Consider the following 23,193-nt stretch of genomic DNA (forward strand, 5'->3'; position numbering starts at 1 on the left):
TTATTATTAAAGAACAAATGCCCCATAGACTTCCCAAGCCTTTATAAATAAAGGCACAATGCGATAAGCTGTGTCTTTATAATATGAAGAACAAGGTGGTGCGTTATGTTTCATGCTTTTCTGCGATAAAGGAAAATAGGCTGCACCATGGTTTATTTTTATAAAGAAAAAAGTTCCCTCTTTGTTGTGACAAAGGGATGATGGGGCTTTTTTCTTTTATTGTGCGGGGGGCATGGAATGCGTGAAATGCGTAGACGGAATGTTATTTGAGGGGAGATGAGTGACAAAGCTAAAAGAGCTAAAATTATGATACAAGAGAGTCAAGATTTATATTCTGCTCATCTGACAGAGCAGTGGCCATGGGAAAAAATAGCTCCCTATCAAGAGGCTCTCAATGCTGCATTGAAAAAATATGTTCAGCGCTTTCCGGATGATGTTTGTCTGGAAAAAATTGCTGAAGAAATCGCTACAGGACAAGCACAATTGTGGCTGGTCTTAAAAAATAAAATCCAATTTAGTGCTTTTGCAATTACCAAAGTTGAAATAACCCATACGGGAAAAAAATGCGTCGTTCTCTCTGATCTTGCTGGAGAGGGAGGGCTGAAATTGGTCAAATTGATTGATGAAGTCGAAAAATGGGCGCGAACAATTAATGCTGAAGAAATGCACATGTTTGGAAGAACTGGATGGGCGAAAAAGCTCGCTCATCACGGATATTCTCGTAATCTTATTCAATATAGAAAGGTTCTGAACCCATGAGTAGAAAAACCACACCTCAAGTGCAGACAACAACACAAACAAATGCTCCACCTGCTTGGGCGGCTGATATTCTTAAACAAGCCAGTGCTGATGCACTTGGACTTTATAATAAAGGAATTGGCGGAAACGTTTATCAGGGAGACAGAGTCGCTGGTCTTAGCAATATGACAAAAAATGCGCTGACCGGTTTACAACAAGCAGCAGGGCTCTATAACAATCCAACGGTAACGCAATGGTTGAATGCACCAACCAACAGCGCTACAAATCTTTCCGGTATGGCTAAGGGAAGCTGGATTGGAAGCAATAGTAAATTTAATACTGCATTGCAAAATGCTCTGAATAAAACGTCCGATGCAATTAATCAATCGATGTCGGGAGCAGGACGTTATGGCTCTGGGGCTCATACTGGTGTGCTGGCCGATGAGTTAGGCGCCTTGGCAACAAATGCTGCAGCACAGCAATATAATCAAGATATTAACAATATGATGAATGCAAACCAGATGATTGATCGCTCTCAGAATGATCAAGTTAATGCGGCAAATAGCTATTATCAAGGACAGAGTAACGTGCAAAGCAATGCTTTGAAAGGGGGCATGATTCAAGATATAAACCGTCAAAATGTCTTAGATGCTGAACGCCAAAAATGGTCAGAAAAAGATAATCAAGATTGGAACCGATTGCAAAGCTTGTTACAGGTAGGGACACAGGCTGCTGGAAATTACGGAACGACTTCAGGAAAATCCACGACAATGCCTTCTGTGACAAAAGATCCATTGCGTGATGCGCAGCAAGTGCTTGGATTGGTCGGAGGAATTTTAGGGCTTTGTGATGTGAGAGCAAAAGAAAATATTATCCCTGTGGGGCAGAAAAAGGGATATCCACTTTATACCTTTAATTATAAGGGAAATCCACAACGTTATCAGGGCGTTATGGCGCAAGACGTGTTGCGTGTGAACCCTGAAGCTGTTTATGTCAATGCGAAAACAAAATTATTGCATGTTGATTATGACAAAATAGGCCTGAAAATGGAAAAAATGAAAATGGAGAAAATGCCGGCATCTAAAAATAAAATTGCGGCTTTCTTTTCTTCATTTTTTGCTCGTTTTCCCTTTTTGAATAAAGAGTATCTTCTATGAGTTCGATTTATGATTGGTCAATTGTTGCATCAGAAAATGCTTATGCCGACGAGAATATAAACTGGGCAGAAGGGCAACCGCCAAGCACAGTCAATGATAGTGCTCGCGCTATGATGCAACGCATCAAAGAATATTTGTTGGATAATGGGGGCGTGATTGAAACACAGTTTACTGTCGATGTGAAGAACGAGAGGACATCACTTCGTTTGGCAACAAAGTCTTTTTTTGAGACTTATATGGATGGCATTGTTGTGCGCTTTAAAGCACAAGGCGTCAACAGAGGAATAACAAATATTTCTTTAAATCAATTGCCGCCAAGACCAACTTATATGGCAACGCCAGAGGGTATTATGCCTTTAAAGGGCGGGGAAATTCAAAAAGGGGGGCTTTATGAAGTCGTCTATACGCGTGATATTGCCGGAAAAAATGCTGATGGCTGGTTTTTAACCAATCCTACTATAAAACTTCCTGAAATTCCGCCTTTTCCTCCTTTACCGGAAACTTTTTCTTCTGGATTTATCGGGACTTTTGCTACAGAAAAAATACCCTCTGGATGGTTACTGTGTGATGGTAAAGAATATTCGCGAAGGAACTATGCCAATCTCTTTGCTGTTCTGGGAGAAACATGGGGAAAAGGAGACGGGAGAACAACATTCAATGTTCCCGATTTGCGTGGAATGTTTTTACGGGGGCTCGATAGTGGAAAAGAAATTGATAAAGGACGTCGCTTGGGAAGCCGACAAGAAGAGTCTTTTCAATCCCATACCCATGAGGGAAAAACAGATTCAACAGGTAACCACCAGCATAGTTATCCAATGTTTGACAAGCTAGTTTGGGATATGAATCACGGTGAATATTATAAAAATCTGGCTCAAGTCTACAATAAAGATCGGTTAACGAAGGTTGCGGGAGAGCATGAACATAAGGTCTTGTTGCAAAAAACAGGGGGGGATGAAACACGCCCCGTCAATATGGCGGTGGTTTATGCTGTCAAAGCCTGAGAATGAAAGCTGTGTGAGAGAAAGATAAAAATGCTAAAATGTTTGTTATGAAAAAAAGTCTTATTGAATATATTGTGTAGAAAGTTTTGAGGCGCTTTAGAAAAAAAACTCAATTCTCTTTATTATTTTATTTTTTGTGCTGCCTTTGTTGGATGTCTAAAGGTCAGTTTGCCTATTGTTCTTTAGAGGATCAAGACAGTGATTATTGAAGGTAGAGGGAGAACAAAAAACTTTCTTTATTCATGGCGTTTTTTACTGAGGAATAAAGATTTTATCCCAAATGCCTCTCTCTTGTGGTGTCGTGATCCATTATTTCAAGTGCTGGGGTTAAAGCGCTGCTGTGCGATGACAAAAAGCCCCTAGATAATTTTATCCTATTATACCGTAAAACACCGTCATTAAAACACTATTATTGAAGGCGGTTATATCAGTAAGATAGCTTAAAGTATTTAATACATTAGCAATTGTTTAGAGAAGGATTTGCTTGGTTAAGTATTATGCAAGTGAATCATATAAGTGAGCAGCAGACGGAATCCTTTCAGAAGAGTTGGATTGTTTACAAACCGATGTGGGCTAAAATCTTCGTCCTTTTAGGTGGTGGAAAGAGGTCAACGGATATGTTTATTTAAAGCGAGAAAAGGCAAAATGGAGCGCTTTCTTTTTTGGCAAAGCGTGTAGGAAAAAAGGGCTCTTTGCTTTCAAAATGGTCCCACTGTTTTCAAAATGGGTGCACTGTTGGCAAGAGCAGCAGGTTGGCGATGCGTTGTAGTACATGGTGAGGCATTGAACTCTCTTAGATGGCATTTTGTGCTTATCAGGCAACTTCTTGAAACAGAATGAGAGTGATACGAGAAAATCTATAAGACAATAGTTTATCCCATTGTGTTGTAAAATAATATTGTTTGAGATGCGGTTAAAATTTTATGCATGGGATGCCTTTCGTCTGTGCGTATTCTTAAAACAGCTTTTTTTGTAGAATAACTCTGGACAGGGGATACATTACAAGGATGCATTTGCAGGGGGAAGCCAAGTCAAATCTGTTAGATAAGAAGCCAGATTGTTAACAGACTGTTGTTTATCGATTGGCATTATTTAAAGACCGGTGGGGGTGGCTTTGTCCTTTTGGGGAAAGCTGACACAGCATGCAAGGCGATCATGCATTTTTCTTTGGTTTCAGCTGGTAAAATCATCATTTTAGGTGGAAAACAGAATATAATCTAAAAAAATACCTTGTAAAAATTTTCGATGAGGAAATTTTTTTCAAAAGCCTTTCACATGATTGTCTGAGATTGTCTGAGATTGTCTGAGATTGTCTGAGATTGTCTGAGATTGTCTGAGATTGTCTGAGATTGTCTGAGATTGTCTGAGATTGTCTGAGATTGTCTGAGATTGTCTGAGATTGTCTGAGATTGTCTGAGATTGTCTGAGATTGTCTGAGATTGTCTTGAAGAATGCAAGAGCCGTACAACGGAAAAAGATATTCAAATGCTTAATACGCGTTTAGCTTATCAAAAAGGGGGATATAATGGCACTTTTTCCATTTTCTATTGCTGATATTGATGATCCTGAATGTATTCGTGTGGTTCTTTATGCTAGCGGAAGAATGGGACATGCTCCTTTGAATGCTCTGTTGAAGCAAACACGTCAAGATCTCCAATGTTTTGATAAAATACAGACTCAAAATATTCTCCAACTTACACAGCGTTTGGATATTTTAGAACAACAATTGAAAACGATTATCAAAGATCTTGAAGATGTGAAACACAAACAAGACGCTGAAGAAGCGGATAAAAGTAAAACGATGGGTGATTAACCATCTCGATTTGTGTCTCTATGGGATTTAGCTCCTTTAAAGCAGTGAGATAGATAGTTGTGAACAGGATAGTTATTTGCCTGTCCATAGAGCATTTATTTTTTTGATCAACCAAAAATGAAAAAGAGGTATTCTATAATGAAAAAATTGATTTTAATATTTTTAGCTTTGTGTCTTACTGGACCAGCTTCTGCACGTTTGAGGACTATTTCAGATGATTGTTCAGATATCGGCGGAACAATGGTTCGATCACAAATCATCAATAATATTTCTGTCATTCCATATAAAAATTTGCAAGGGGTAAATATTCTCTCTGTTTTGGAAACGAGGCCTACAGAAGAGCCAGAAATGTCACAAATTACAGGAAGAACATTTCATATTCAAAGTCCTGAGATTGTTGAGCTGGCCTATAGAGCTTACAGTACATCGCAATTCGTTGATATTTGTTACAGAAGTAACTATCCAATCAATGTTATTCGAGGGCTGAGAGTGCGTGATAATTAAGCGTATTATCTGTATTCGTTGTGACTTAAATAAGTGATGCTTGGAAAATGGTCAATCTTCTACACTAAGGTTATTTTAACCCTAGCAGTTTTCTGATTTACAGTTTTTACTCAGAGTATAATCGTTCATGTTTTACAGAATTCATGAGTGATCGGTATTGAGGATCTATCTTAAGATATTCAACTACAGTTTTTTCTATTTTAAACTGAGTAATTTTGCATCAATCGTCGTTTGAGCTTAGATGGCAATTTCATTCTAGCGTTTGGTGTTAGAAAGATTTTAAGCGTAGTGAGGCTGTAAATACTTGTCTTAATTGTCTTTGTTGACAGTATGCCGCTTGCGATAGGCAATAAATCATAGACACATTTTGAATCCGTAGAATGCACGTACATTAACAATGGCAGACATTTTCAGTGGTAGTATTGCCAATGATAGAGCTTGTGCATGCGATGTTTTGTTGTGTGAATAAGTCATCATTCACGCGGCACCAATAAGGGAAGGCTTTGCTGTAGAGCCTGTAAAATAAATCGTGCAACAGCGGGGTAGGGGTCAGAATAGACTGAGATGAGGCAGCCTTATCACGGGCTAAAGCTGGTCAAAATTCTCGTCTTTAAGGAGGCGAGGAGGCTAAAAATATCCATTAGATTGCATGGGGATGCATTTCATGTCCGTTGCAATAAATTTAAAAGAGGTAAATTATGAAAAGTTTTTTGAAAAAAATATCCATTGTTTTGGTGATGATAGCATTAACAACAGGTGTTTCTCATGCTGGAGTTTATGAACAAAACGGTTATCTCAATTCGGTTCAAGTCGTTAGCGCAGGAGCACAATGTCGCCTAGAGCTCAGATACGGTATCAGCCCTACTTCAGACATTCAAAAAGGTATTTGGGGCTGTGATAACATTGTTGGAAAAAGTATTTTGGATTTGGCAAAAACCGCAGTCATTTTGAACAGAAAAGTAATGGTTATTTTTGAAGCGGGTCATGTGCCAGCAAAAAGGGTTTTAGCCATCACTTTAAAATAAGATCAATAGGGGTTTTTCTCCCTTTTTATATCTGTAACGCTTCAAGAGGTTACAGGTATAAAATATGGAGTGTATATCAAAGGTATAAAAATGTTTCAAAGATCATTCTCAGTATTTTTAGTGACAGTTTTATTTTTTTTCTTTTCAGATGTAAATCTGTCATATGCTATTGATCCTCCCCATATGGTTTTCCGTATAGATGATCGCTCTCCATCTGTTATATTCTTTGGAGGAGGTTTTGCCCCTTGGGGGGATGATCAGGATATCATACATCATGTAACTGGGCACTCTATTGCTCAACAGACTTCAGCATTTGTGTCTACAACTGCAAATATGGATGCAGTTTACAGAATGGCGCGGCAACAGATTGCTAATAATCCTGATGAAACGTACTGGCTATATGAAATTATTCCAGATATAAATTTTTATTATGTTCCTAACTCACTCTTTGATACAGCCATGTCTGCTGACAACGTTGTTCAACATGAACAAGTTATGGATCTTTATTATGCATATTTATGGCAGGATGAATGGGCTTCGCTGGGGGCAATCAATACAAATCATATATACTCTGCAAGAAGTATTATGCAGCAAGCGAATGGTGATATTGTCATTGGTCCTAGAACCTTTAATTCTCTTTTTGTTGCCGCTCCATCACAAGTAAATTCGGGGACACTTCCTTCACAAGATTACACTTTTTTATCAGCTTATTATTCTGATAGCGAGGATGCGTTATCTCCAATGTCACTGGCATTTCTTGTAGAATCCTGTAATAGCTCTTCATCCAGTGGTCATATGGAGCGTTCTGGGGATTCTTCCTGCAGCACATACAAACATTCTGTTGATGATATTATGTATAAAATGAATCTATGGTATGAAGCTCTTTAAAGAATTACAGCTATATCTTGCTATTTAATCAAAAACAAAAAAGTAGGGAGATAGCGCATTTCTGTTTTATTTGATTGGTTCTGATGCGCATAGTGCGTAGGGCAGAGAAAATTTTTCGGTATTATGAAGTGTGATAGGGGTGCTATAAAGCATAGGTGTGACATCATCAAAAATGGAAGCGTTGATTTAACAGTATTTGTTGATCTCGATTAGAAAGTCCGTTCTTTTCTTTGTTTGGAGTTTTACATCAATAATTTCTTATCTTGTTGTCGTGCTGCCTTTTGAGAGTGCGGTGATAGAAGGCATGTAAATTTTATATATTGAAGTGTTTGTGTGTGGTGAATATGAGGGGTGTTTTTTCGTCATGTGATGAACTCTTCGGGCGGTGGGGATTTTGTCCATAAAGCGTCATAAAATATCGCTTTTTGTTCTATGGTGATAGAGATCCCATGAGGGGGAAAGAAGAAGGGGAAAGTCAAGTGGATTTTGCGAGCCAATCATGTAAACTGGAACGAATTCCATGCGGATATAAATCAGGTTCTGTTTGTTGCATATAGCGCTATTTGTTGCATAACTTGTGATAGCCAATTCTCTAAATAAAGGGATTTGACCGGTAGCAGAAAAAAGAAATCATTACGAGATAGCAAGAGTGCTTATTTCAGAATGTCTAATGCTTTTGCATGACATAAGGAACGCGAAACTCTGTCACGCCTTCCTTTCATATTTTCAAGTCTAGGGTTATCCATATATTTCCTTCAACTTGATCTTTATGCATGGGACACAAGGGAATTGGAGGCAAGGGAATTGGAGGCAAGAAATTAGGATGAACATTTTGGGATAAGCAAAAAGCCAATATGTTACGCTCGTTGTTTTACAGCGCGTTTGATAAAAAGCTAAGACATCTTTCCAATCCATTATGTGTGTAACTTTAAGGCGTTGTTTTCTTAAGAGAGTACAGAGCTTTTTTGTTGCTTGTCAAACAACATCAAATTTCAAAGCTGTAACATGTTTGAGAGAAAGAAGAATGAGAGCCTTACGGATTCAGAAGGGCAAAACTCTCTGAGCGATTCCAGCTTTTGTAAGCTAGACTTTATGTATGTCAGATGGGGGCTGTATTTGAGTGATTTCTGAAATAGGAAGACAGCCTTATTGAGAAAAATATAAAGGCATATTAATCACTCTTCGGACTATCATCTTTTTCCTTTATAATTTTCAAAACTATCTATAGCAATATTATTTAAATAATGAAGATAATGCCTTATGCTTTTATGTATCGTGTGTCTTCTTGGGATCATGCCTCTCACATAAAAACAGAATGCCTCAAATATTAAAATATTATTTGTCTCCGAATATACATTTATTGCATATTCATGGACTTGTTTTTAAAGAGATATCCCACTCCCAAGTCCCTTTTACAAGAACACTCGTCAATGGTATAGGGGTAAAGCCCCTATGAAATGTATAAAACTTATAAGGTATCTCCCTCATCTTTATGCTTCATAAAAGTGCAGGTTGGTACTCTCATATATTTTTCCAGTTTCCAATGTTACGAAAGCCTTGGTTCGTGAGACGATTCATAAGAGGCATATGCCTTTTTTGTACAGTTTTTAATCCACATGCCAGCTCCGCTTGTAACTTGCAAGCGACATGGTTTTGATCGTTTCAACAGAAAACAAATTTAGGATGAGAGAATCCTGCGATGTTCGGATCTCTCATTCAATATGAAAAAACAATAAATACTCTTTATAAATCAATGTGATGTATCTTAAAGAAGACGAATTGTTTATAAAGCCGCATGGATGAAGAATCTTCGTCTTTTAAGGTGGTGAAAGAAAATCATCAGCCCTATTTTTTCATAAAGGGCATGAGAAAAGTATTTTACAAGAATTTTATACGATAAAAATTATACGATAAAAAAAGAGGGGCTTTTGACATAAGAGTCTTGATCGTTTGTTGCTATAACCTGTATTGTATACACAAATACTTCTATCATTTTTTGCTGTAAAAGCTTCTCTTGGGATGTTAAAGGGTACAATCTTTATGGAAAAAAGAATCCGAGCAAGACAAAAGGCTTATTTCAAAAGATTATATCGCAAGATTGCTTTTGTTTGCATAATACTTTTTTGTATAGTGTTTTTGTGTTTTGTTGTTGCTAAGGTGGTTAGTTATTTTTCTTCTCATAAAAAAGTAACACAACAAGCACCCGTTGAATTGGTTATTCCTGTTTTTGATCTGCGCGTATATTGCAAGGAAATTTCTGCTTCCGTTATGCCCGATATGAAAAGAGAAGTTTATCAGCATTGTCTTAATTTGGAAAGTGAGGCCTATTTTGCTATTCGTGAAATGTGGGATAAGCTTTCTGATAGTGCTAAAAAACAATGTTTGACGATGGTCCGTCCTGGGGATGGAAATTATTTTCTCTTACGAGACTGTTTTCTCAATGAAAAAGAAAATAAAACAGGCAAAAGGCGCAATTACTTTTAAGTTTTTATACGGAAAGTTAAAAGGACGCGAATTTTTATAAAAAAATAAAAGCCTCTTAAATGACTATCTGCCTCAAGACCAATAGCAACCTGATTTATTTATCTTGTTATATCGCACTTCTTATTATTTAAGGTGTGGCGACATAAGGTATGGATGCCGTCTTGAAATGTTTAAGGGGAGGGCGTGGTAGAGTTTCAGGAGGATTTGTTGCGCTTTTTTAAGGGAAGAACGAGTGTGGGAAATCCATTTCGTAATGGTTCTGGTGAATGGTATAATCCTCATAAAATATATAAAATTTATAGAGTATGTTCATCTTTATGATTTAAAAAAGAGTAAGCCGGTACTATCTCACACTTTGCTTGCTCCCAATGGTGTCTCTCGACAGCCCTTTAGCCTTAGAGACGGTTCATAAGAGGTACTTCAAGTCTTTTTTATTGTTTTTACTCCACGCAGGTTTTCCCACGTGTAACATGCAAGAAAAAGAGATTGATTCAACAGAAAACAGATAGAAAATGAAAAATCCTACGGTATTAAGTTTTCTTACTTAACACAAAAAATATGAATTATCATTATAACCAATTCACTGTACGAATTTTATAAGAATTTTCATTGTTGACAGACCAGTGTGACTCGAGAATCTTCGTTCTTTGAGGGGGTAAGTCAATAGACATGACTAAAATGAGTAAAAAAACTTCCTTTTATAAACATTCAAGGCTTCTTCATGCGTAAAACGCTGTGCTGGGTTTACAAATGTGCTTGTTTTATAATTCTAGTTTTCTTTATCAGAAAATACTTTATCAGAAAAGATAAGTGAGGAAATGCGTTAGGCCATTCTTATTGATAGGCTTTGAGGAGGGTATTTTGTTGAGAAGAAACTGATTTTTTAAAAAAAAGTTTGATATATTGGTCGGGTTTTTCATAATTTAATATTTTTTTGTATTTAAATATTTTATTTTTAAGCTCAATTTGTTATAAATAAAAACTGTGATTAACTTAAAAACTCTATGGGTTAAAATAGAAATTGATAGTATCGTTAGCTTATTTGGAAAAGAAGATTGATCTCTTGGTGATTATAGGGCTTGAATAATACTTCGTGTTAATCTATCTATAAAAATCAAGAGGTTTTGTGAAGCGATCGTGGATTATCGCTCGCAAGGGGTTGCTTTAGCGATGAAGAGAGGCTATATTTATAAAATAAAGAGGTTCGCGCAGTGACTCGTTGGGATGGAAGTGCTTGTGATTTAAATGCACGAGGGGTAGAGAATATCGGCGTTTTTAAGAGCTGTGGTTTTAGAGCAAAAAAGGAAGCTTCTAATATTCTCTGGCAGGAATTTTTTCTTTGTCAGGTATGTTGTGTGTGTGTTTTCCTTTTTGTTTTCCACAAGATAATTATTTTTTTAGTGAAATATGGTTTATTTTAAAAAAAACACTTGGCATTTTACGTGAACATCATTAGATTTCTGCTGTTTGACAGAGAAAAAGGGAATTTTTGATTTACGATTTCCCTGCTGTTTTGTGATTTTCAAGAAAATATATGCTTTTATCAATATCAGTAGGGTTCGTTTGAGTGAAATAAACGCGGATAGCTTGATAATCGTATGTTAAAAATGATCAGCATTATCAAAAGATAATGTAATGAGGAAGCGTCAATTAAGACACACAATAAGACAAACACTCCAAAAAGGGATAAAGATGAGGCCACAACAAAATAGACGGGTACGCGGTCGCAATAATAACAATAATGGTAATAACAATAATAATCGTCGCGGTCCTAATCCGTTGTCTCGCAATTATGAAAGTAGCGGTCCGGATGTTAAAATTCGCGGGAATGCTCAGCAAATTGCCGATAAATACATAAGCCTTGCGCGTGATGCACAAGGTGCAGGTGATCGTGTTATGTCGGAAAATTATTTACAACATGCCGAGCACTATTTGCGTATTATTTTAGCAGCAGCTGGGCAAATGTCTCAATCGGTTCGGCGTGATGAAAATCGTGGTGATGAAAACGAAAATCGTGATGAAAACAATGAGCAAGAATGCGGTGAAATAAATCTTGATGGTGAAAAAAAGGATGCTGTCGAGGGTGATACAGATGTATTACAAATGTCGTCGCAAAAAAATGGCAATGGCCAATATGATAAAGCGCAAAATGGGGATGCGCGTGAAAACGCTTTAGAGGCTCTATCGGATGGAAAAACAGATCAAGAGCACAGTCTTTCTGAGAAAAATGTTGAACCCGTCAAAAAAACACGTCGTTCTCCCCGTCGACGTACTGTACGGACTCAAGATGAATCATCTCTTGAGCTTTCACTTACAACAGCAGAAAGCTCTAGCAATGGAGATGCATCAACAGCAACAAAAGAGGATTCTTCCTTGCCTGGATTAGGTGAGGGGATACAGAGAAAACCACGCCGTCGCCGAGTGGTCAATCTTGAGGCAGAGGAAAATGTTTAAACCTGAAAGGTGCTGTATAAGCGCTTGTGGTGATGTTATTGGTATCATGATAGTAAATTGTATATACTCAAGAAGCCTCTTGCGCTTTCTTTGAATTTTCACGGGCAGTATTGAGACTTAACAAAGGGTGTTGACAGAAAAGATTGCCTCTTTGCTGGGATTTAAGTAAGGGAATACAGGGAAAGATACGTCGTCGCTCAAGTGGTCAATCTTGAGGCAGAGGAAAATGTTTAAACCTGAAAGGTGCTGTATAAGCGCTTGTGGTGATGTTATTGGTATTATGATAGTAAATTGTATATACTCAAGAAGCCTCTTGCGCTTTCTTTGAATTTTCACGGGCAGTATTGAGACTTAACAAAGGGTGTTGACAGAAAAGATTGCCTCTTTGCTGGGATTTAAGTAAGGGAATACAGAGAAAACCGCATCCGTGTATTTTAAGAGGCAGTTCTTTTATGAAGAACGCAATGTCGTTGTTTTATTTAATTCACACTTATATTTAATATTGTTCAATGTATTTATGCCCATTTCGCGTTGGTGTTCATGAATTCTATTATGTGAAATTCATCGGCTATCTTTGCTTAATAAAAGATGTAAGCTGGGCGTTATTGCTTTAATTTTCAATGTTGCAACAGTTCTTCTTTTGATACCGGATCATTCATAAGAGGTATTTTTATTCATCCATTTCCTTGCTGGGATATGTAAAGAAATGATTTTGATTCAGTTTCTTACGAACAGATTTGAAAGGGAGAATCATACAGTATTTGAGATTCTCGTTTGACATGCAAAATAAATCATCACTATAAATTAATATGTTGAATTTTTGCACTCAAGAAGAGGTATTTCTTGCACGTTTATTAGCTTTTCCCAAGTGATGTCAGTTTTCTTAAAAATGGGAATGCGTTGACAGAAAGGTTTCTTCTTTTCCAAGATTTAAGTGAGGGGATACAGTAAAAAACGCGCCGTCGCCCGTGTGGTGTATATTTAATGCTTATCACATTGATTTATAATAATAATTCATTGTTTTGAATGTTAGGTGAGAGCCCCTAAGCCCCTAGAATTCTCTCATGTCCAAATTTGTTCCATGTTGAATCAACAAAAAACATTCGCTTGCACGTTGCAAACGGGGAGAGCCCGTGTGGATAAATTTGTATAAGAAAGGAATAAAAATGGCTCTTATGAACTCTCTCTAGCGCCAAGGGCTGTTGGCAACACCCACGAGTTGGCAAAGCGTGTGATAGTGTCGGCTTGCAGAAAATGTTAAATCTTCAAGGATGCTATGTTAAGCGCTTATTGATGTTAGTTTTCTTAATGAGGCATTATCTTCGAACTCTCTTTTGTTGTTTCAACAGAAAGAACGGCGATTAGAGCACCGGTATGATAATTGTAAATCATAAATTTTGTTTGTCCATCAGGGGTTAAAACTTTCAGTACAATATTGTGTTCTGAGAGGCTTTGCGACAAAATCTGTGTTTTTTCCGGTAGAGAGAGCGTATGATGGATAACGTGTGGGTTTTTGCTGGGAGAGGAAGATAACTCGGTTTGTTTTGGCGCTGATCCGGTTGTTATCACTTTATAAACAATTAAAAACAGTACGGTTAGAATAAGGAAAAGCGTTATTAAAACGGAAATAATCATTAAACCCATAAGTTTTTTTCTCACTCGTTCTACGGCAGGGTCTAAAGGGAGATCTTGAGGCAGAGAATTTTGCTCTGTGTGATGGTCTTTTGAAGGTTGCATTCGCTTATTATCCATCATGTCTTTCATTGATTATTTTTTTGAGATCTGATGGGTTTATGCTTTTAAAGTTTTTTGTGCAAGAGGTTTGTGGAAGAAGAATGCAAAAGAGGAAGCGATGTTGGTAAAATATCTTCTTTGTGGACTGTAGACACCTTGTCCTTTACGTTTTGGCTTTTAAGAAGAAAATTTCCATGGTTTGTTACAGACCAGATCAAGTTTACTTCTTGTTGATGCAAATTTGCATGTACGTTTATACATTGGGCAAAAATTTGTTGTCCATAAAGTGCAAACTTTTTTGTGGACGGTACCATGGCTTGTTCACAAGCTTGAGCCGTTGGATAGATTTTAACCATTGTATTGTTCGAATAGCAACTATTAAAATCATCTGTACATGAAACTAATAAGAGGATAAAAACAAGGGGATTCATCAATTATTTTCCAAATGAGAGGTTGACAGAGCGGACTGCAATTTGTCAGCCTAGGGGCTTCTTCACTGTTAAACGCTTTCAAAGTTTTTTAGTTCCCCTTTGAGATGGGTTTTCCCCTTTGAGATGGGTTTTCCCCTTTGAGATGGGTTTTCCCCTTTGAGATGGGTTTTCCCCTTTGAGATGGGTTTTCCCCTTTGAGATGGGTTTTCCCCTTTGAGATGGGTTTTCCCCTTTGAGATGGGTTTTCCCCTTTGAGATGGGTTTTCCCCTTTGAGATGGGTTTTCCCCTTTGAGATGCGTTTTCCCCTTTATAGTGAATTAATCAAAGTTATTGGCTTGCACGTCATAAAGGGGTGTGTGTGGGCTTTGTATCAATGAGAAATATTTGAAAAAAAGCCTAAAATGCCTCTTATGGACGCTCTCAAAGGTCAATGGCTATTGTAACATGAAAGACAAATGGTATGATGATGCTCAGCTACTACTTTTATGAAGTGAAAAGAGGCATGAAGGTACAGAAGGATATGGCGCAAAAAGGGGCGTGTTTGAGGGTTCACTTTACGGGGGGCTGGGGGCTATTATATCTTATTTACAGATACTGTTTTGAAATGAGCGTGGATGCGCTGGGAAATATTAAAAAAGTGCGTGAATGAAAGACATAAGTGTATTCTGTTTTAGAATGTCCTATTGTACTTGAAGAGAATATCTCCATTATAGAATGCGATAAATAAAAGCGTAAAATATGTAATTTTCATCAATTAATTGTCGTTGTCGTGGAGGCTTTAAGCCCGTAAAGCTGAAGAATGATGATGGATGTTAGCTTTACTTCTTGAAATTGCATATTATGCCAAAATAAAATTATATGCGCATTGCGAAAATTACACAAAAAGAGATGGGTAATAGGCTCGCTTTTATTTGGCATAGTAAAAGTTGAAACGGTTTGCTCTTTATCGTTTTGGTTTCTGTTTTAAAATATGCCGGTTATATGAGGGATGGAAGTTGATTAACAGCGGGAATAGATTTTATGTAGCTTTCAGTTCTCATCGTTAAGGTTTTTCGTTAAGGTTTTGGGGAACTATTGGGGGACTATAGAGGTTGGTTTAAAGAGGTTGGAAAATGTCTTTGTGCTTAATAAACAGATGAGACATTTTACTAAAAAAGGGGAAACTTCTCTTGTTTATTTATTGTTTGAAATGCTCTTTTAAGAAAAAATATCAAAATAAGTATCAGGAACAGAGAGGCAATAGACAATTCCTTCTTGTGTCAATTTGAGGGAAGCTGAACCATTCACGGAAATGGGAACGATTTTTTCGAGAACGGCACTACCAAAACAGGCTTTTTTATTGTTTGTGGGAGGGATGCCGGATTCAAAATTTTCATGCCACGTGATGATAAGTTGCGTTTTGTCATTCAGTTTTGTTTCGATTTCACAGCGTACACAGATGCTTCCCTTTTCTTGGGAAAGGGCTCCAAAAGAAAGAGAATTGACAATCAGTTCATGAAAAGCCAAACCAATATGCAAAGCGGCATTGGGAAAAAGATAAGGATCGACGCCTTCAAGTGAAAAACGTTCTGTTTCTTTCATTAAATAGCCTAAAGCCTGCGTTTGGACCAATTCGCGAAATTGAGCACCACGCCAATCGGAATCCGTGATCAGATCTTGAGAATGAGAAAGAGAATGAAGACGACCTTGAAATTTTCGTAAAAAAACTTGAAGAGTTTCAGTATAGCGGGCGGTTTGACTGGCAATACTTTGAATGATCGCTAGAAGATTTTTAGAACGGTGACTGACTTCGCGAAGAAGGATTTTAAGCACTTGTTCACGGCGGCGTAAGCCGGAAATATTGACACCGGTGGTGATAATACCAATAATGTCTTCGTTATCATTGCGGTGGCAATCAATAGAAAATTTGTACCAAATCTCTTGTTTGTTTGTATCTTCAAAACGTGCTTCAACAGTTTGCATTTTGCCACTGGCTAAAACTTGCAGTTTGATGGTTTCCATATTGTCTGCAAGGTCAAGCGAAAAAAAGTCGCTGTCACGACACCCAACCCGCCATTTATTGTGCAAATGGTGGGGCAAGTTTTCAGCCCATAAATAAACCAGATTTGTTGCCTGATAGAGAACGCAAATATCCGCACCACGAATCGCTTGCATGAGCGCACTCATATGAGATTTATCCATGGGAGGCTTTGAAAGAGGCGTAACAATCATAATTTTAAGATGTTACCCTGTTCTAAGCCGCTTTAGAAGCATTCTCTTGAAAAAATAAAGCTTGGGAAATAAGCGCTTTCACCATATCTGGGTTAAAAGGTTTGGTCACTAAAAAAGTTGGTTCTGGACGCTCGCCAGTGAGAAGCCTTTCGGGAAAAGCCGTGATGAAAATCACTGGTATACGGTCATTTTTCAAAATCTCGTTGACCGCATCAATACCTGAACTGTTATCGGCTAATTGAATATCAGCCAAAATCAACCGTGGTTTTTTCTTATGATACATAATGACAGCTTCATCACGCGTGCGCGCTATTCCTACAACATGATGACCTAGGCTTTCTACCATTTGCTCAATATCAAGCGCAATAAGAGGTTCATCTTCAATAATCATGACTTCAGTGGCAATTTGTTGAGAAATATCAATAGATGCTTGGTTGAGAAGCTTGCGGAATTCTTTCGTATCCAGATTCATGATTTCGCTGGCTTCTTGTTCATGAAATCCTTCAACGGCAATGAGCAAAAATGCTTGGCGTGCACGGGGCGTGAGATAGGATAATTTGGCACTGGTTTTTTGTTCAAGACCAAATTGAGGCAGGGGTTCTGGGATGTTCGGTGTGGTTTGGTCAAAAAGATGGCAAAAAAGCCAATAGGTACCAATTCGGTCAGTGGAGGCTTTGGGAAAAATGGAGATGTCGGCAATGAGTGCTTCCAACATCGCTGACACATAAGCATCGCCAGAGGATTGGCTACCGGTGACAGAGCGGGCAAAACGCCGAAGATAGGGAAGATGCGGGGCAATACGCGTTGATAATGACATAATTTATAACTCCTTTGACCTTTCAAGCACTTTGTTGGTTGAAATTCTCAACCGATAAAAAAGTTCCTTGATTTGTATGGAACTTTTTACCGACAGCTATATTTACAACTATAAGGCGAAAAAATTCTTCGCGGTGCTACCAATATTATATGGATTAGGGGGATGAAAAATGAACGACCGTGATGAAAAAAATCTCACCACACAATTTACAGTTGGAGATGATCTTCTCGGGGTCAATAGCGAAATAGCACGGAAGTTACGTCAATTTTACATGGAAATTCAAGAAGAGGCACTGCCACGGTGTTTGCTTGAGCTTTTAGAGAAGTTGGAGCGCGCAGAGCATTTTGGCTTAAACAATGTGGAAAAGGTTTGAATCCTTTATGTCAAAGTGCGCGAAAAACTTTAAACAAGAACTCCTTTCTGTGTTGCCGGCTTTACGAGCTTTTGCTGTTTCTTTAAGTGGCAAGCACGATAAAGCTGAAGATTTGGTTCAAGATACTGTTATGAAGGCATGGGCTAAGCAAGATAGTTTTGAGATGGGGACTAATCTTAAAGCTTGGCTTTTTACCATTTTGCGCAATGAATTTTATAGTCAAATGCGTAAAAAGGGAAGAGAAGTTCAAGATACCGATGGCGTGTTTACTCAAAATGTCGCTGTTCATCCTGCTCAATATGGATCGCTTGATTTGCAAGATTTCAAAAAAGCCTTAAATTTGCTTTCTGCCGATCAAAGAGAAGCCATTATTCTCATTGGCGCATCGGGGTTTTCTTATGAAGATGCTGCGACTATTTGTGGTTGTGCTGTTGGAACCATTAAAAGCCGTGTGAGCAGGGCGCGTAATCGATTACAAGAACTTCTTAAGGTGGATGGTGAGTCTGATTATGGTCCTGATTCTTACTCAGCTGGAAGTACATTGTGTTCATTTAACGGCTAAAAAAGCATAATAATTATGATCGATAGCCTTGTTTTTTTTATTCCCGTTATAGCTATTACAGTAAAGTCAGTATCTGAGGAAATTCAGAAGTTTGGCGTGTATCCTTAGGAACACAAGAAAAGCCTGTATAAAACTTTCTCACGGGCTTTAGGTTTTATGTTCCATAAGGTTGCCTTCCTTTGTGCTGAAAAATGACGACTTTCAAGTTCGCCAATGGACATTCTATGACAACAACAACAAATTTGATGCCTCAAATGCCTTCTTCTGATGCAACGATATCACGCTGGCGGTGGGGTGCGATTGTTGTTTCTCTTGTTATGGCTCTTTTGGCATCGGTTTTTATTATGTTGCTTTCAAATGCCGTTGATCGAGAAATCGCACAGTTGAATACAAGTTCAGAATTGCGCGAACAGGCTGATTTGGTCCTTATTAGCTTGATTGATATGGCTGTTGCTGATCGCAGCTATGCAAAAACGCGCAAGGCGGAAGATAAAATACGTTTTGAAAATTCAGAGCGGGAGTTGGGGAATATTCTCGACTATATCGCACTTATTGTTTATGCGCATCCCCAGTGGTATAAATGGTTTACGGCTTTTAAAGAAGAGGTTGAAGCACGAAAAGCCTTTATGAATGCCCATATGCATGCTCTTGATGCGATTCCTGAACAACCTTCTCAACCTTCTCATGCGGACTCTTTGGAAGTATCAAAGATTCCTGTGGCACGTTTAGCTCAATTGATGACAAGCTTTATTAATGGGGATGATGTAGTGCGACAAAAACAGCGTGAGGGTATCGCATTGATGCGGGCTGCTTTGACATTGGCGGCTATTGTTTCCGTTGTAAGTACCTTTATTTCTGCCTATTTTGTTATTAATCGTTTTCATCGTGATATGCGCTCTTTAAAATTGTATCAATTGCTGCTTCATAGCGAAAATATCGCTCTGGAAGCCCGCGTGAAAGAACGAACACAAGAATTAGAAAGAGCACGTAATCACGCTGAAAAAGAACGCCAGCGGGTTGAAATATTGTTGCAGGATGCAAGCCATCGCATTGGCAATTCTCTTGGAACGGTGTCTTCTTTGCTGGGGCTCCAGTTAAACCGGAGCAAAAATGAAGAGGTACGTTCTGTTCTAGGTGCTGCACGTGATCGTATTCAGACAATTTCTACAGCACATCGTCGTTTGCGCTTAAGTGATGATATGGAAACGACTTTATTGGCAGAGTTTCTTAGTTCTGTTGTGCATGATGTCGAATTGGCAGTTCCTTTTGAATTGCGTGAAAACATCACCATTCACACCAACTTTAAAGATTGTCGCCTGTCTTCAAGAGATGCGACAACACTTGGAATTATCCTTGGTGAACTGCTGACAAATTCCTTAAAACATGCCTTTCCTGATCAACGGTCGGGTCATATTTATATCTCCTTTGGTCCCCAGAAAGATGGACAATTGATGCTCATTGTAGAAGATGATGGCGTGGGAATGAAAAGCCAAACTTTAAAACAAAAAACAGGACTTGGTCGTGTGGTTGTGGAACAGCTCTGTATGCAATTTGGTGAAAAACCTCTGTTTGAAACTTCTGCTTTAGGAGGCACAAAGATTGTTATTCCTTTGCCAAAACTTAGCATGAATAGTTCAAAAAAAAGCTCTGACTGATTTTTTTAAAGGGTTAAACTCTTTGCTCGTGGTAAGCTGCCTTTCATTCATCGTGAATGTATGGGGAGGGCATCTTTTCACAAGAAAAAGAAAAAATACGGCTTCAGTAGCGCGAACACAGCACCATTCATATCAGATTGTCAATTGCTTTTAAGAGAAGCAACCTTGCTTCTTCATCTTTTGGTCTCGTTGTTTTTTTGCTTTATTGACTCCGATGATCCGCTTTCAAAGTTCTCCTTGTCTTAGAGCTTTGAAGTGCTTAAGTGAGCCTTTAAATTTATTTTGAATAAGTGCTCCTTTAAGCCAATAATAATACTTATATTCGTAAGCTCTATTTCTTTGCGAAGAGATTGTTTTTTTAAGTTTTGTTATTTTTTGTAAGGGCTGTTAAAACTTTAAATATGGGGTGTTTTTGTAAAAGTGTGTAAGGAATATTCTCTTAGGTAAAACTTGCTCATAAAGTTCATGAAACACCGTCCTTTAGGGCTATGAACAGCATACATTCAACAAGTGAAATCTATTCAACAAGAAGTCGGGTTGTTTATAGAATGATATGGATTTTAGAATCTTCATTCTTTAGAAAAACTCACCTTTGATTTAAAACTTTATTGCATGGAAAACAAAGGGATTTTTATCGTTTTGATAAAATAAACAAGAAGAGTTAGCCTTTTGGGGGTTCATATTTTTCACTTTTCTATTGTGCGTAAATCTGCAAACCTATTGTGCGTAAACCTGAAAAGGGGAGGGCGTTTTATTTTTAATCATTGTGATGCGACCTTGGGTGGTGGCATCTTTCGGCGTATTCTTTAATAGATATTTAAAATGCGGAAATCTCTTTAAGAAAAGTAAGCGCTAAAGCATATTTTTTAGATGTTTTGAGTTGTAAAAATGCAGATGCTTTCATGCTTTAAGTTTCTTCGGAGGGTGCTATCGGGCTGTTGATCAAAGAATCAATATTGTTTTTTTCTTGTAGGAATGTTTGTAGGTCTTGATTGGTTAAGGCTTTGCTATCCGGTATACGAATGCGCATGGGATCAACTTTGACGCCATTGACAATAATTTCAAAATGACAATGGGGACCGGTTGCCATTCCTGTTGATCCAACATATCCAATAATTTGTCCTTGTCGTACTTTCACGCCTGGTTTGATGTCTGGTGCATAACGACTTTGGTGTGAATAACTGCTGACATATCCATTGGCATGTTGAATTTCCGTGTGATTTCCATAGCCGCCTGTTACGCCTACTTTTGTGACAATACCATCTCCTACAGCAATAATGGGCGATCCTTTAGGAGCAACCCAGTCAACACCCGTATGCATGCGAATATAGCCTAAAATAGGATGTTTGCGTGGACCAAAGGGGGAGCCAAAAATCCCATTTGGTGTGGGTTTGCGCAGCAAGAAAGGCTTTGAACTCTTCCCTTCAGAATCATAATAATCAACGCTTCCATCTTTTAATTGATAACGGTAATATTTATAAGTTGTATTTCCAAAAGTTGCGCTAATATAACGAATTTCTGGATCAGTGTTTTTGGATGCTTCCTTTGCTTTCAAGTTCTTTTTGCCGTTTTTGTTTTCTTTATCGCTTTGTGGTACGGCATAAAATATTTCGATCTGATCATTGGGTGTTATCGGACTTTTCATGTCAATATTGGTGGCCAGCAGACGAATAAGACGATGAGAGAGAGATTGTGATATATTATGACTGAGCAAAGCACTATAGAGTGCATCATAAGCCGTTGGTAATTGCGCGCTATTGATGTAAGAATGCGGAATACCATTTTGAAAAGCCGTTTTAAGCGCTTTAGACATTTTAGGCTCTGTGCTTTCAATGAATTGGCCTTTATCATTCAGGGCAATGGTGAGAACATGATGCATCCCTTGATAGATACTTGCGCGTACGAGATGGTCTTTTTCACCAGCTTGTGTCACGATACCAATGCGTAAAAGGCTTCCCTCTTTAAGAGTATCGGAAAGGCTTATTTTTTCTAGCGTTTTTACAACTTGGTCAATTTGCTTTTTTGTATAACTGGTTTTTTTGAAAGCATCGGCTATCGTTTGTTTTTTACGAATAGGAATAATATCTTCAACATAGTTTTTCGTCAGATCGATACGGTGGCTTTGAGGAGAAACGGTTACATTTTCTTGAACGATTCGAACTTCAGGGGATTCTGTGCCTTGGGAAGGGGAGGATGCATCTTCTAACTTTAAAGGATCAATCAATGTGAGAACTGAAAGAAGTTCGGTGCTCTTTTCTAAAGTAAATCCAGCTTTTTGCACTTCTTGTTGTGCCTCTTCATCTGTCAATGTGTCGCTGTCATCAAAATCGAATTGATTTACCTTAAAATCATAGCTGCGTAAGGTGAGTTTTGTTTCGATTTTTGCACCGTAAATCTGCCCAGAATCTTCTTGTGGTGCAATATTTTGACTTTGCGAATCACTGGCAAGAATGCTTAAAGAATCAAATTTTGGATAGCTATATTTCTGGGGGCGATTTTCGGCTAAAGCCATACGAATCCATTCAAAATGTTGTGTTTGAATGACTTTTTCATCGCCTTTTTTTTGTAGAATCGATAGTTCAAATTGACGTTTTCTGTCAAAGCTTTGCCGTGCATGGGTGGGAGAAATACGATCACCTTTATACCCATTGGCCTCAGGGTCTTGTGATTCTGATAGGTTTTCCTGCGTAAACCATTGTGGCGGTGTTACCAATCGCTGTTGTTCATCAAGAGCCGTAAAAAGTGCAATCCCCATAAGAATGCAGGAAGTGATTCCTGTCAGAATGGTTCCCGTAAGCCAACGAGCAGAGACCTGTCGGCGCGCAGGCCGCAAGCGTTTGACGACAAGAGCAGGGTCCTGTCCAGGATCGTTTTTTTGTTGTTCGTTATCCCACATAGATTTATAAGAGTACTTTTCAATATTAAATAAAGAAAGCTAGATAGATAGCTTAGCATGCTTCTACAGGAATTTGATTCTTTTTACAAATTACAGATCATGCGATTCTCTTTATACAGCAATGTCTTTATAAATCGTACCTGTGCAGAAAAATTTCCTTATTAAAGTAGCATAAAACAAGCGTTATTGAGATTAACTCATTCTTAGGCAACTTCCTATTTTCATGCATTGCAATGGGGTGCTATATTTTACTTTAAAGGCGCCATGCTCTCTTTGAACTCCTTTTGTTTTCATGTTTTATTTTTATGAAGGCAGATTTTAGCAATAATGTCTTGAAATAGGATTTTTTGTTACAATATTTTATTGGAAATGTTTGGGTTATTTTATTTAAAAAAAAATAAAAAATGATATTGACTCTTTGATTGAAAGAGTACTATATACGACGAGTA

The 23,193-nt window shown here is 38.0% G+C and carries 17 protein-coding genes; 12 read left to right on the plus strand and 5 right to left on the minus strand.

All coding sequences use genetic code 11. From position 1 onward, the window contains the following. The first annotated feature begins 276 nt into the window (after positions 1–276). From PVV63_RS07360 to PVV63_RS07400, 9 genes are all read left to right on the plus strand, one after another. Entirely contained in the window at positions 277–759 is a 483-nt protein-coding gene (locus PVV63_RS07360) for a hypothetical protein (protein ID WP_273791308.1), read from the plus strand. Further along, positions 756–1,895, plus strand: coding sequence for a tail fiber domain-containing protein (locus PVV63_RS07365; RefSeq protein ID WP_273791309.1), 1,140 nt, complete (start codon positions 756–758; stop codon positions 1,893–1,895). Before PVV63_RS07360 ends, PVV63_RS07365 begins: the two co-directional genes overlap by 4 nt. Continuing rightward, a complete protein-coding gene (locus PVV63_RS07370; RefSeq protein WP_273791310.1) occupies positions 1,892–2,896 on the plus strand; it encodes a phage tail protein in 1,005 nt (334 codons plus the stop codon). The genes PVV63_RS07365 and PVV63_RS07370 overlap by 4 nt, the downstream gene beginning before the upstream one ends. A gap of 1,525 nt (positions 2,897–4,421) precedes the next feature. After that, entirely contained in the window at positions 4,422–4,709 is a 288-nt protein-coding gene (locus PVV63_RS07375) for a hypothetical protein (RefSeq protein ID WP_273791311.1), read from the plus strand. A 138-nt stretch (positions 4,710–4,847) separates the two neighbouring features. Further along, positions 4,848–5,213 (plus strand): hypothetical protein, encoded by a 366-nt coding sequence (locus PVV63_RS07380; RefSeq protein ID WP_273791312.1) that lies wholly within the window; start codon positions 4,848–4,850, stop codon positions 5,211–5,213. A 698-nt stretch (positions 5,214–5,911) separates the two neighbouring features. Beyond that, positions 5,912–6,238 (plus strand): hypothetical protein, encoded by a 327-nt coding sequence (locus PVV63_RS07385; RefSeq protein ID WP_273791313.1) that lies wholly within the window; start codon positions 5,912–5,914, stop codon positions 6,236–6,238. Positions 6,239–6,328: 90 nt separating this feature from the next. Next, a complete protein-coding gene (locus tag PVV63_RS07390) occupies positions 6,329–7,126 on the plus strand; it encodes a hypothetical protein (RefSeq protein WP_273791314.1) in 798 nt (265 codons plus the stop codon). Positions 7,127–9,166: 2,040 nt separating this feature from the next. Further along, entirely contained in the window at positions 9,167–9,610 is a 444-nt protein-coding gene (locus PVV63_RS07395) for a hypothetical protein (RefSeq protein ID WP_273791315.1), read from the plus strand. Positions 9,611–11,302: 1,692 nt separating this feature from the next. Continuing rightward, positions 11,303–12,064: a DUF4167 domain-containing protein gene (locus tag PVV63_RS07400; protein WP_273791316.1), complete on the plus strand. Its 762-nt coding sequence runs from the start codon at positions 11,303–11,305 to the stop codon at positions 12,062–12,064. Between the two features lie 1,305 nt (positions 12,065–13,369). Here the strand turns inward: PVV63_RS07400 and PVV63_RS07405 are convergent. The 4 genes from PVV63_RS07405 to PVV63_RS07420 form a co-directional block, all read right to left on the minus strand. Then, on the minus strand, positions 13,370–13,816 hold the full coding sequence (locus PVV63_RS07405) for a hypothetical protein (RefSeq protein ID WP_375657829.1): 447 nt from the start codon (positions 13,814–13,816) through the stop codon (positions 13,370–13,372). A gap of 47 nt (positions 13,817–13,863) precedes the next feature. Then, on the minus strand, positions 13,864–14,229 hold the full coding sequence (locus PVV63_RS07410; RefSeq protein WP_273791326.1) for a hypothetical protein: 366 nt from the start codon (positions 14,227–14,229) through the stop codon (positions 13,864–13,866). Positions 14,230–15,427: 1,198 nt separating this feature from the next. Then, positions 15,428–16,441, minus strand: a complete 1,014-nt coding sequence (locus tag PVV63_RS07415; protein WP_273791318.1) for a sensor histidine kinase — start codon at positions 16,439–16,441, stop codon at positions 15,428–15,430. Between the two features lie 22 nt (positions 16,442–16,463). After that, positions 16,464–17,258 (minus strand): response regulator, encoded by a 795-nt coding sequence (locus PVV63_RS07420; protein WP_273791319.1) that lies wholly within the window; start codon positions 17,256–17,258, stop codon positions 16,464–16,466. A gap of 169 nt (positions 17,259–17,427) precedes the next feature. Here PVV63_RS07420 and PVV63_RS07425 point away from each other — a divergent pair, with 169 nt between their 5' ends. The 3 genes from PVV63_RS07425 (at position 17,428) to PVV63_RS07435 (ending at position 19,848) form a co-directional block, all read left to right on the plus strand. Then, positions 17,428–17,631 (plus strand): NepR family anti-sigma factor, encoded by a 204-nt coding sequence (locus PVV63_RS07425; protein ID WP_273791320.1) that lies wholly within the window; start codon positions 17,428–17,430, stop codon positions 17,629–17,631. 7 nt (positions 17,632–17,638) lie between these two features. Continuing rightward, on the plus strand, positions 17,639–18,193 hold the full coding sequence (locus PVV63_RS07430; RefSeq protein ID WP_273791321.1) for an RNA polymerase sigma factor: 555 nt from the start codon (positions 17,639–17,641) through the stop codon (positions 18,191–18,193). 224 nt (positions 18,194–18,417) lie between these two features. Then, positions 18,418–19,848 (plus strand): sensor histidine kinase, encoded by a 1,431-nt coding sequence (locus tag PVV63_RS07435; RefSeq protein WP_273791322.1) that lies wholly within the window; start codon positions 18,418–18,420, stop codon positions 19,846–19,848. A gap of 907 nt (positions 19,849–20,755) precedes the next feature. Here PVV63_RS07435 and PVV63_RS07440 read toward each other — a convergent pair. Further along, on the minus strand, positions 20,756–22,744 hold the full coding sequence (locus PVV63_RS07440; RefSeq protein WP_273791323.1) for a M23 family metallopeptidase: 1,989 nt from the start codon (positions 22,742–22,744) through the stop codon (positions 20,756–20,758). Between the last annotated feature and the right edge of the window lie 449 nt (positions 22,745–23,193).

The organism is Bartonella sp. CM31XJBT (genome assembly GCF_028618555.1).
Classification (GTDB): Bacteria; Pseudomonadota; Alphaproteobacteria; order Rhizobiales; family Rhizobiaceae; genus Bartonella.

Bases quoted from the DNA above. Each gene is read 5' to 3' on its own strand.
- PVV63_RS07360 (WP_273791308.1), top strand. From the start codon at position 277: ATGAGTGACAAAGCTAAAAGAGCTAAAATTATGATACAAGAGAGTCAA.
- PVV63_RS07365 (WP_273791309.1), top strand. From the start codon at position 756: ATGAGTAGAAAAACCACACCTCAAGTGCAGACAACAACACAAACAAAT.
- PVV63_RS07370 (WP_273791310.1), top strand. From the start codon at position 1,892: ATGAGTTCGATTTATGATTGGTCAATTGTTGCATCAGAAAATGCTTAT.
- PVV63_RS07375 (WP_273791311.1), top strand. From the start codon at position 4,422: ATGGCACTTTTTCCATTTTCTATTGCTGATATTGATGATCCTGAATGT.
- PVV63_RS07380 (WP_273791312.1), top strand. From the start codon at position 4,848: ATGAAAAAATTGATTTTAATATTTTTAGCTTTGTGTCTTACTGGACCA.
- PVV63_RS07385 (WP_273791313.1), top strand. From the start codon at position 5,912: ATGAAAAGTTTTTTGAAAAAAATATCCATTGTTTTGGTGATGATAGCA.
- PVV63_RS07390 (WP_273791314.1), top strand. From the start codon at position 6,329: ATGTTTCAAAGATCATTCTCAGTATTTTTAGTGACAGTTTTATTTTTT.
- PVV63_RS07395 (WP_273791315.1), top strand. From the start codon at position 9,167: ATGGAAAAAAGAATCCGAGCAAGACAAAAGGCTTATTTCAAAAGATTA.
- PVV63_RS07400 (WP_273791316.1), top strand. From the start codon at position 11,303: ATGAGGCCACAACAAAATAGACGGGTACGCGGTCGCAATAATAACAAT.
- PVV63_RS07405 (WP_375657829.1), bottom strand. From the start codon at position 13,816: ATGGATAATAAGCGAATGCAACCTTCAAAAGACCATCACACAGAGCAA.
- PVV63_RS07410 (WP_273791326.1), bottom strand. From the start codon at position 14,229: ATGAATCCCCTTGTTTTTATCCTCTTATTAGTTTCATGTACAGATGAT.
- PVV63_RS07415 (WP_273791318.1), bottom strand. From the start codon at position 16,441: ATGATTGTTACGCCTCTTTCAAAGCCTCCCATGGATAAATCTCATATG.
- PVV63_RS07420 (WP_273791319.1), bottom strand. From the start codon at position 17,258: ATGTCATTATCAACGCGTATTGCCCCGCATCTTCCCTATCTTCGGCGT.
- PVV63_RS07425 (WP_273791320.1), top strand. From the start codon at position 17,428: ATGAACGACCGTGATGAAAAAAATCTCACCACACAATTTACAGTTGGA.
- PVV63_RS07430 (WP_273791321.1), top strand. From the start codon at position 17,639: ATGTCAAAGTGCGCGAAAAACTTTAAACAAGAACTCCTTTCTGTGTTG.
- PVV63_RS07435 (WP_273791322.1), top strand. From the start codon at position 18,418: ATGACAACAACAACAAATTTGATGCCTCAAATGCCTTCTTCTGATGCA.
- PVV63_RS07440 (WP_273791323.1), bottom strand. From the start codon at position 22,744: ATGTGGGATAACGAACAACAAAAAAACGATCCTGGACAGGACCCTGCT.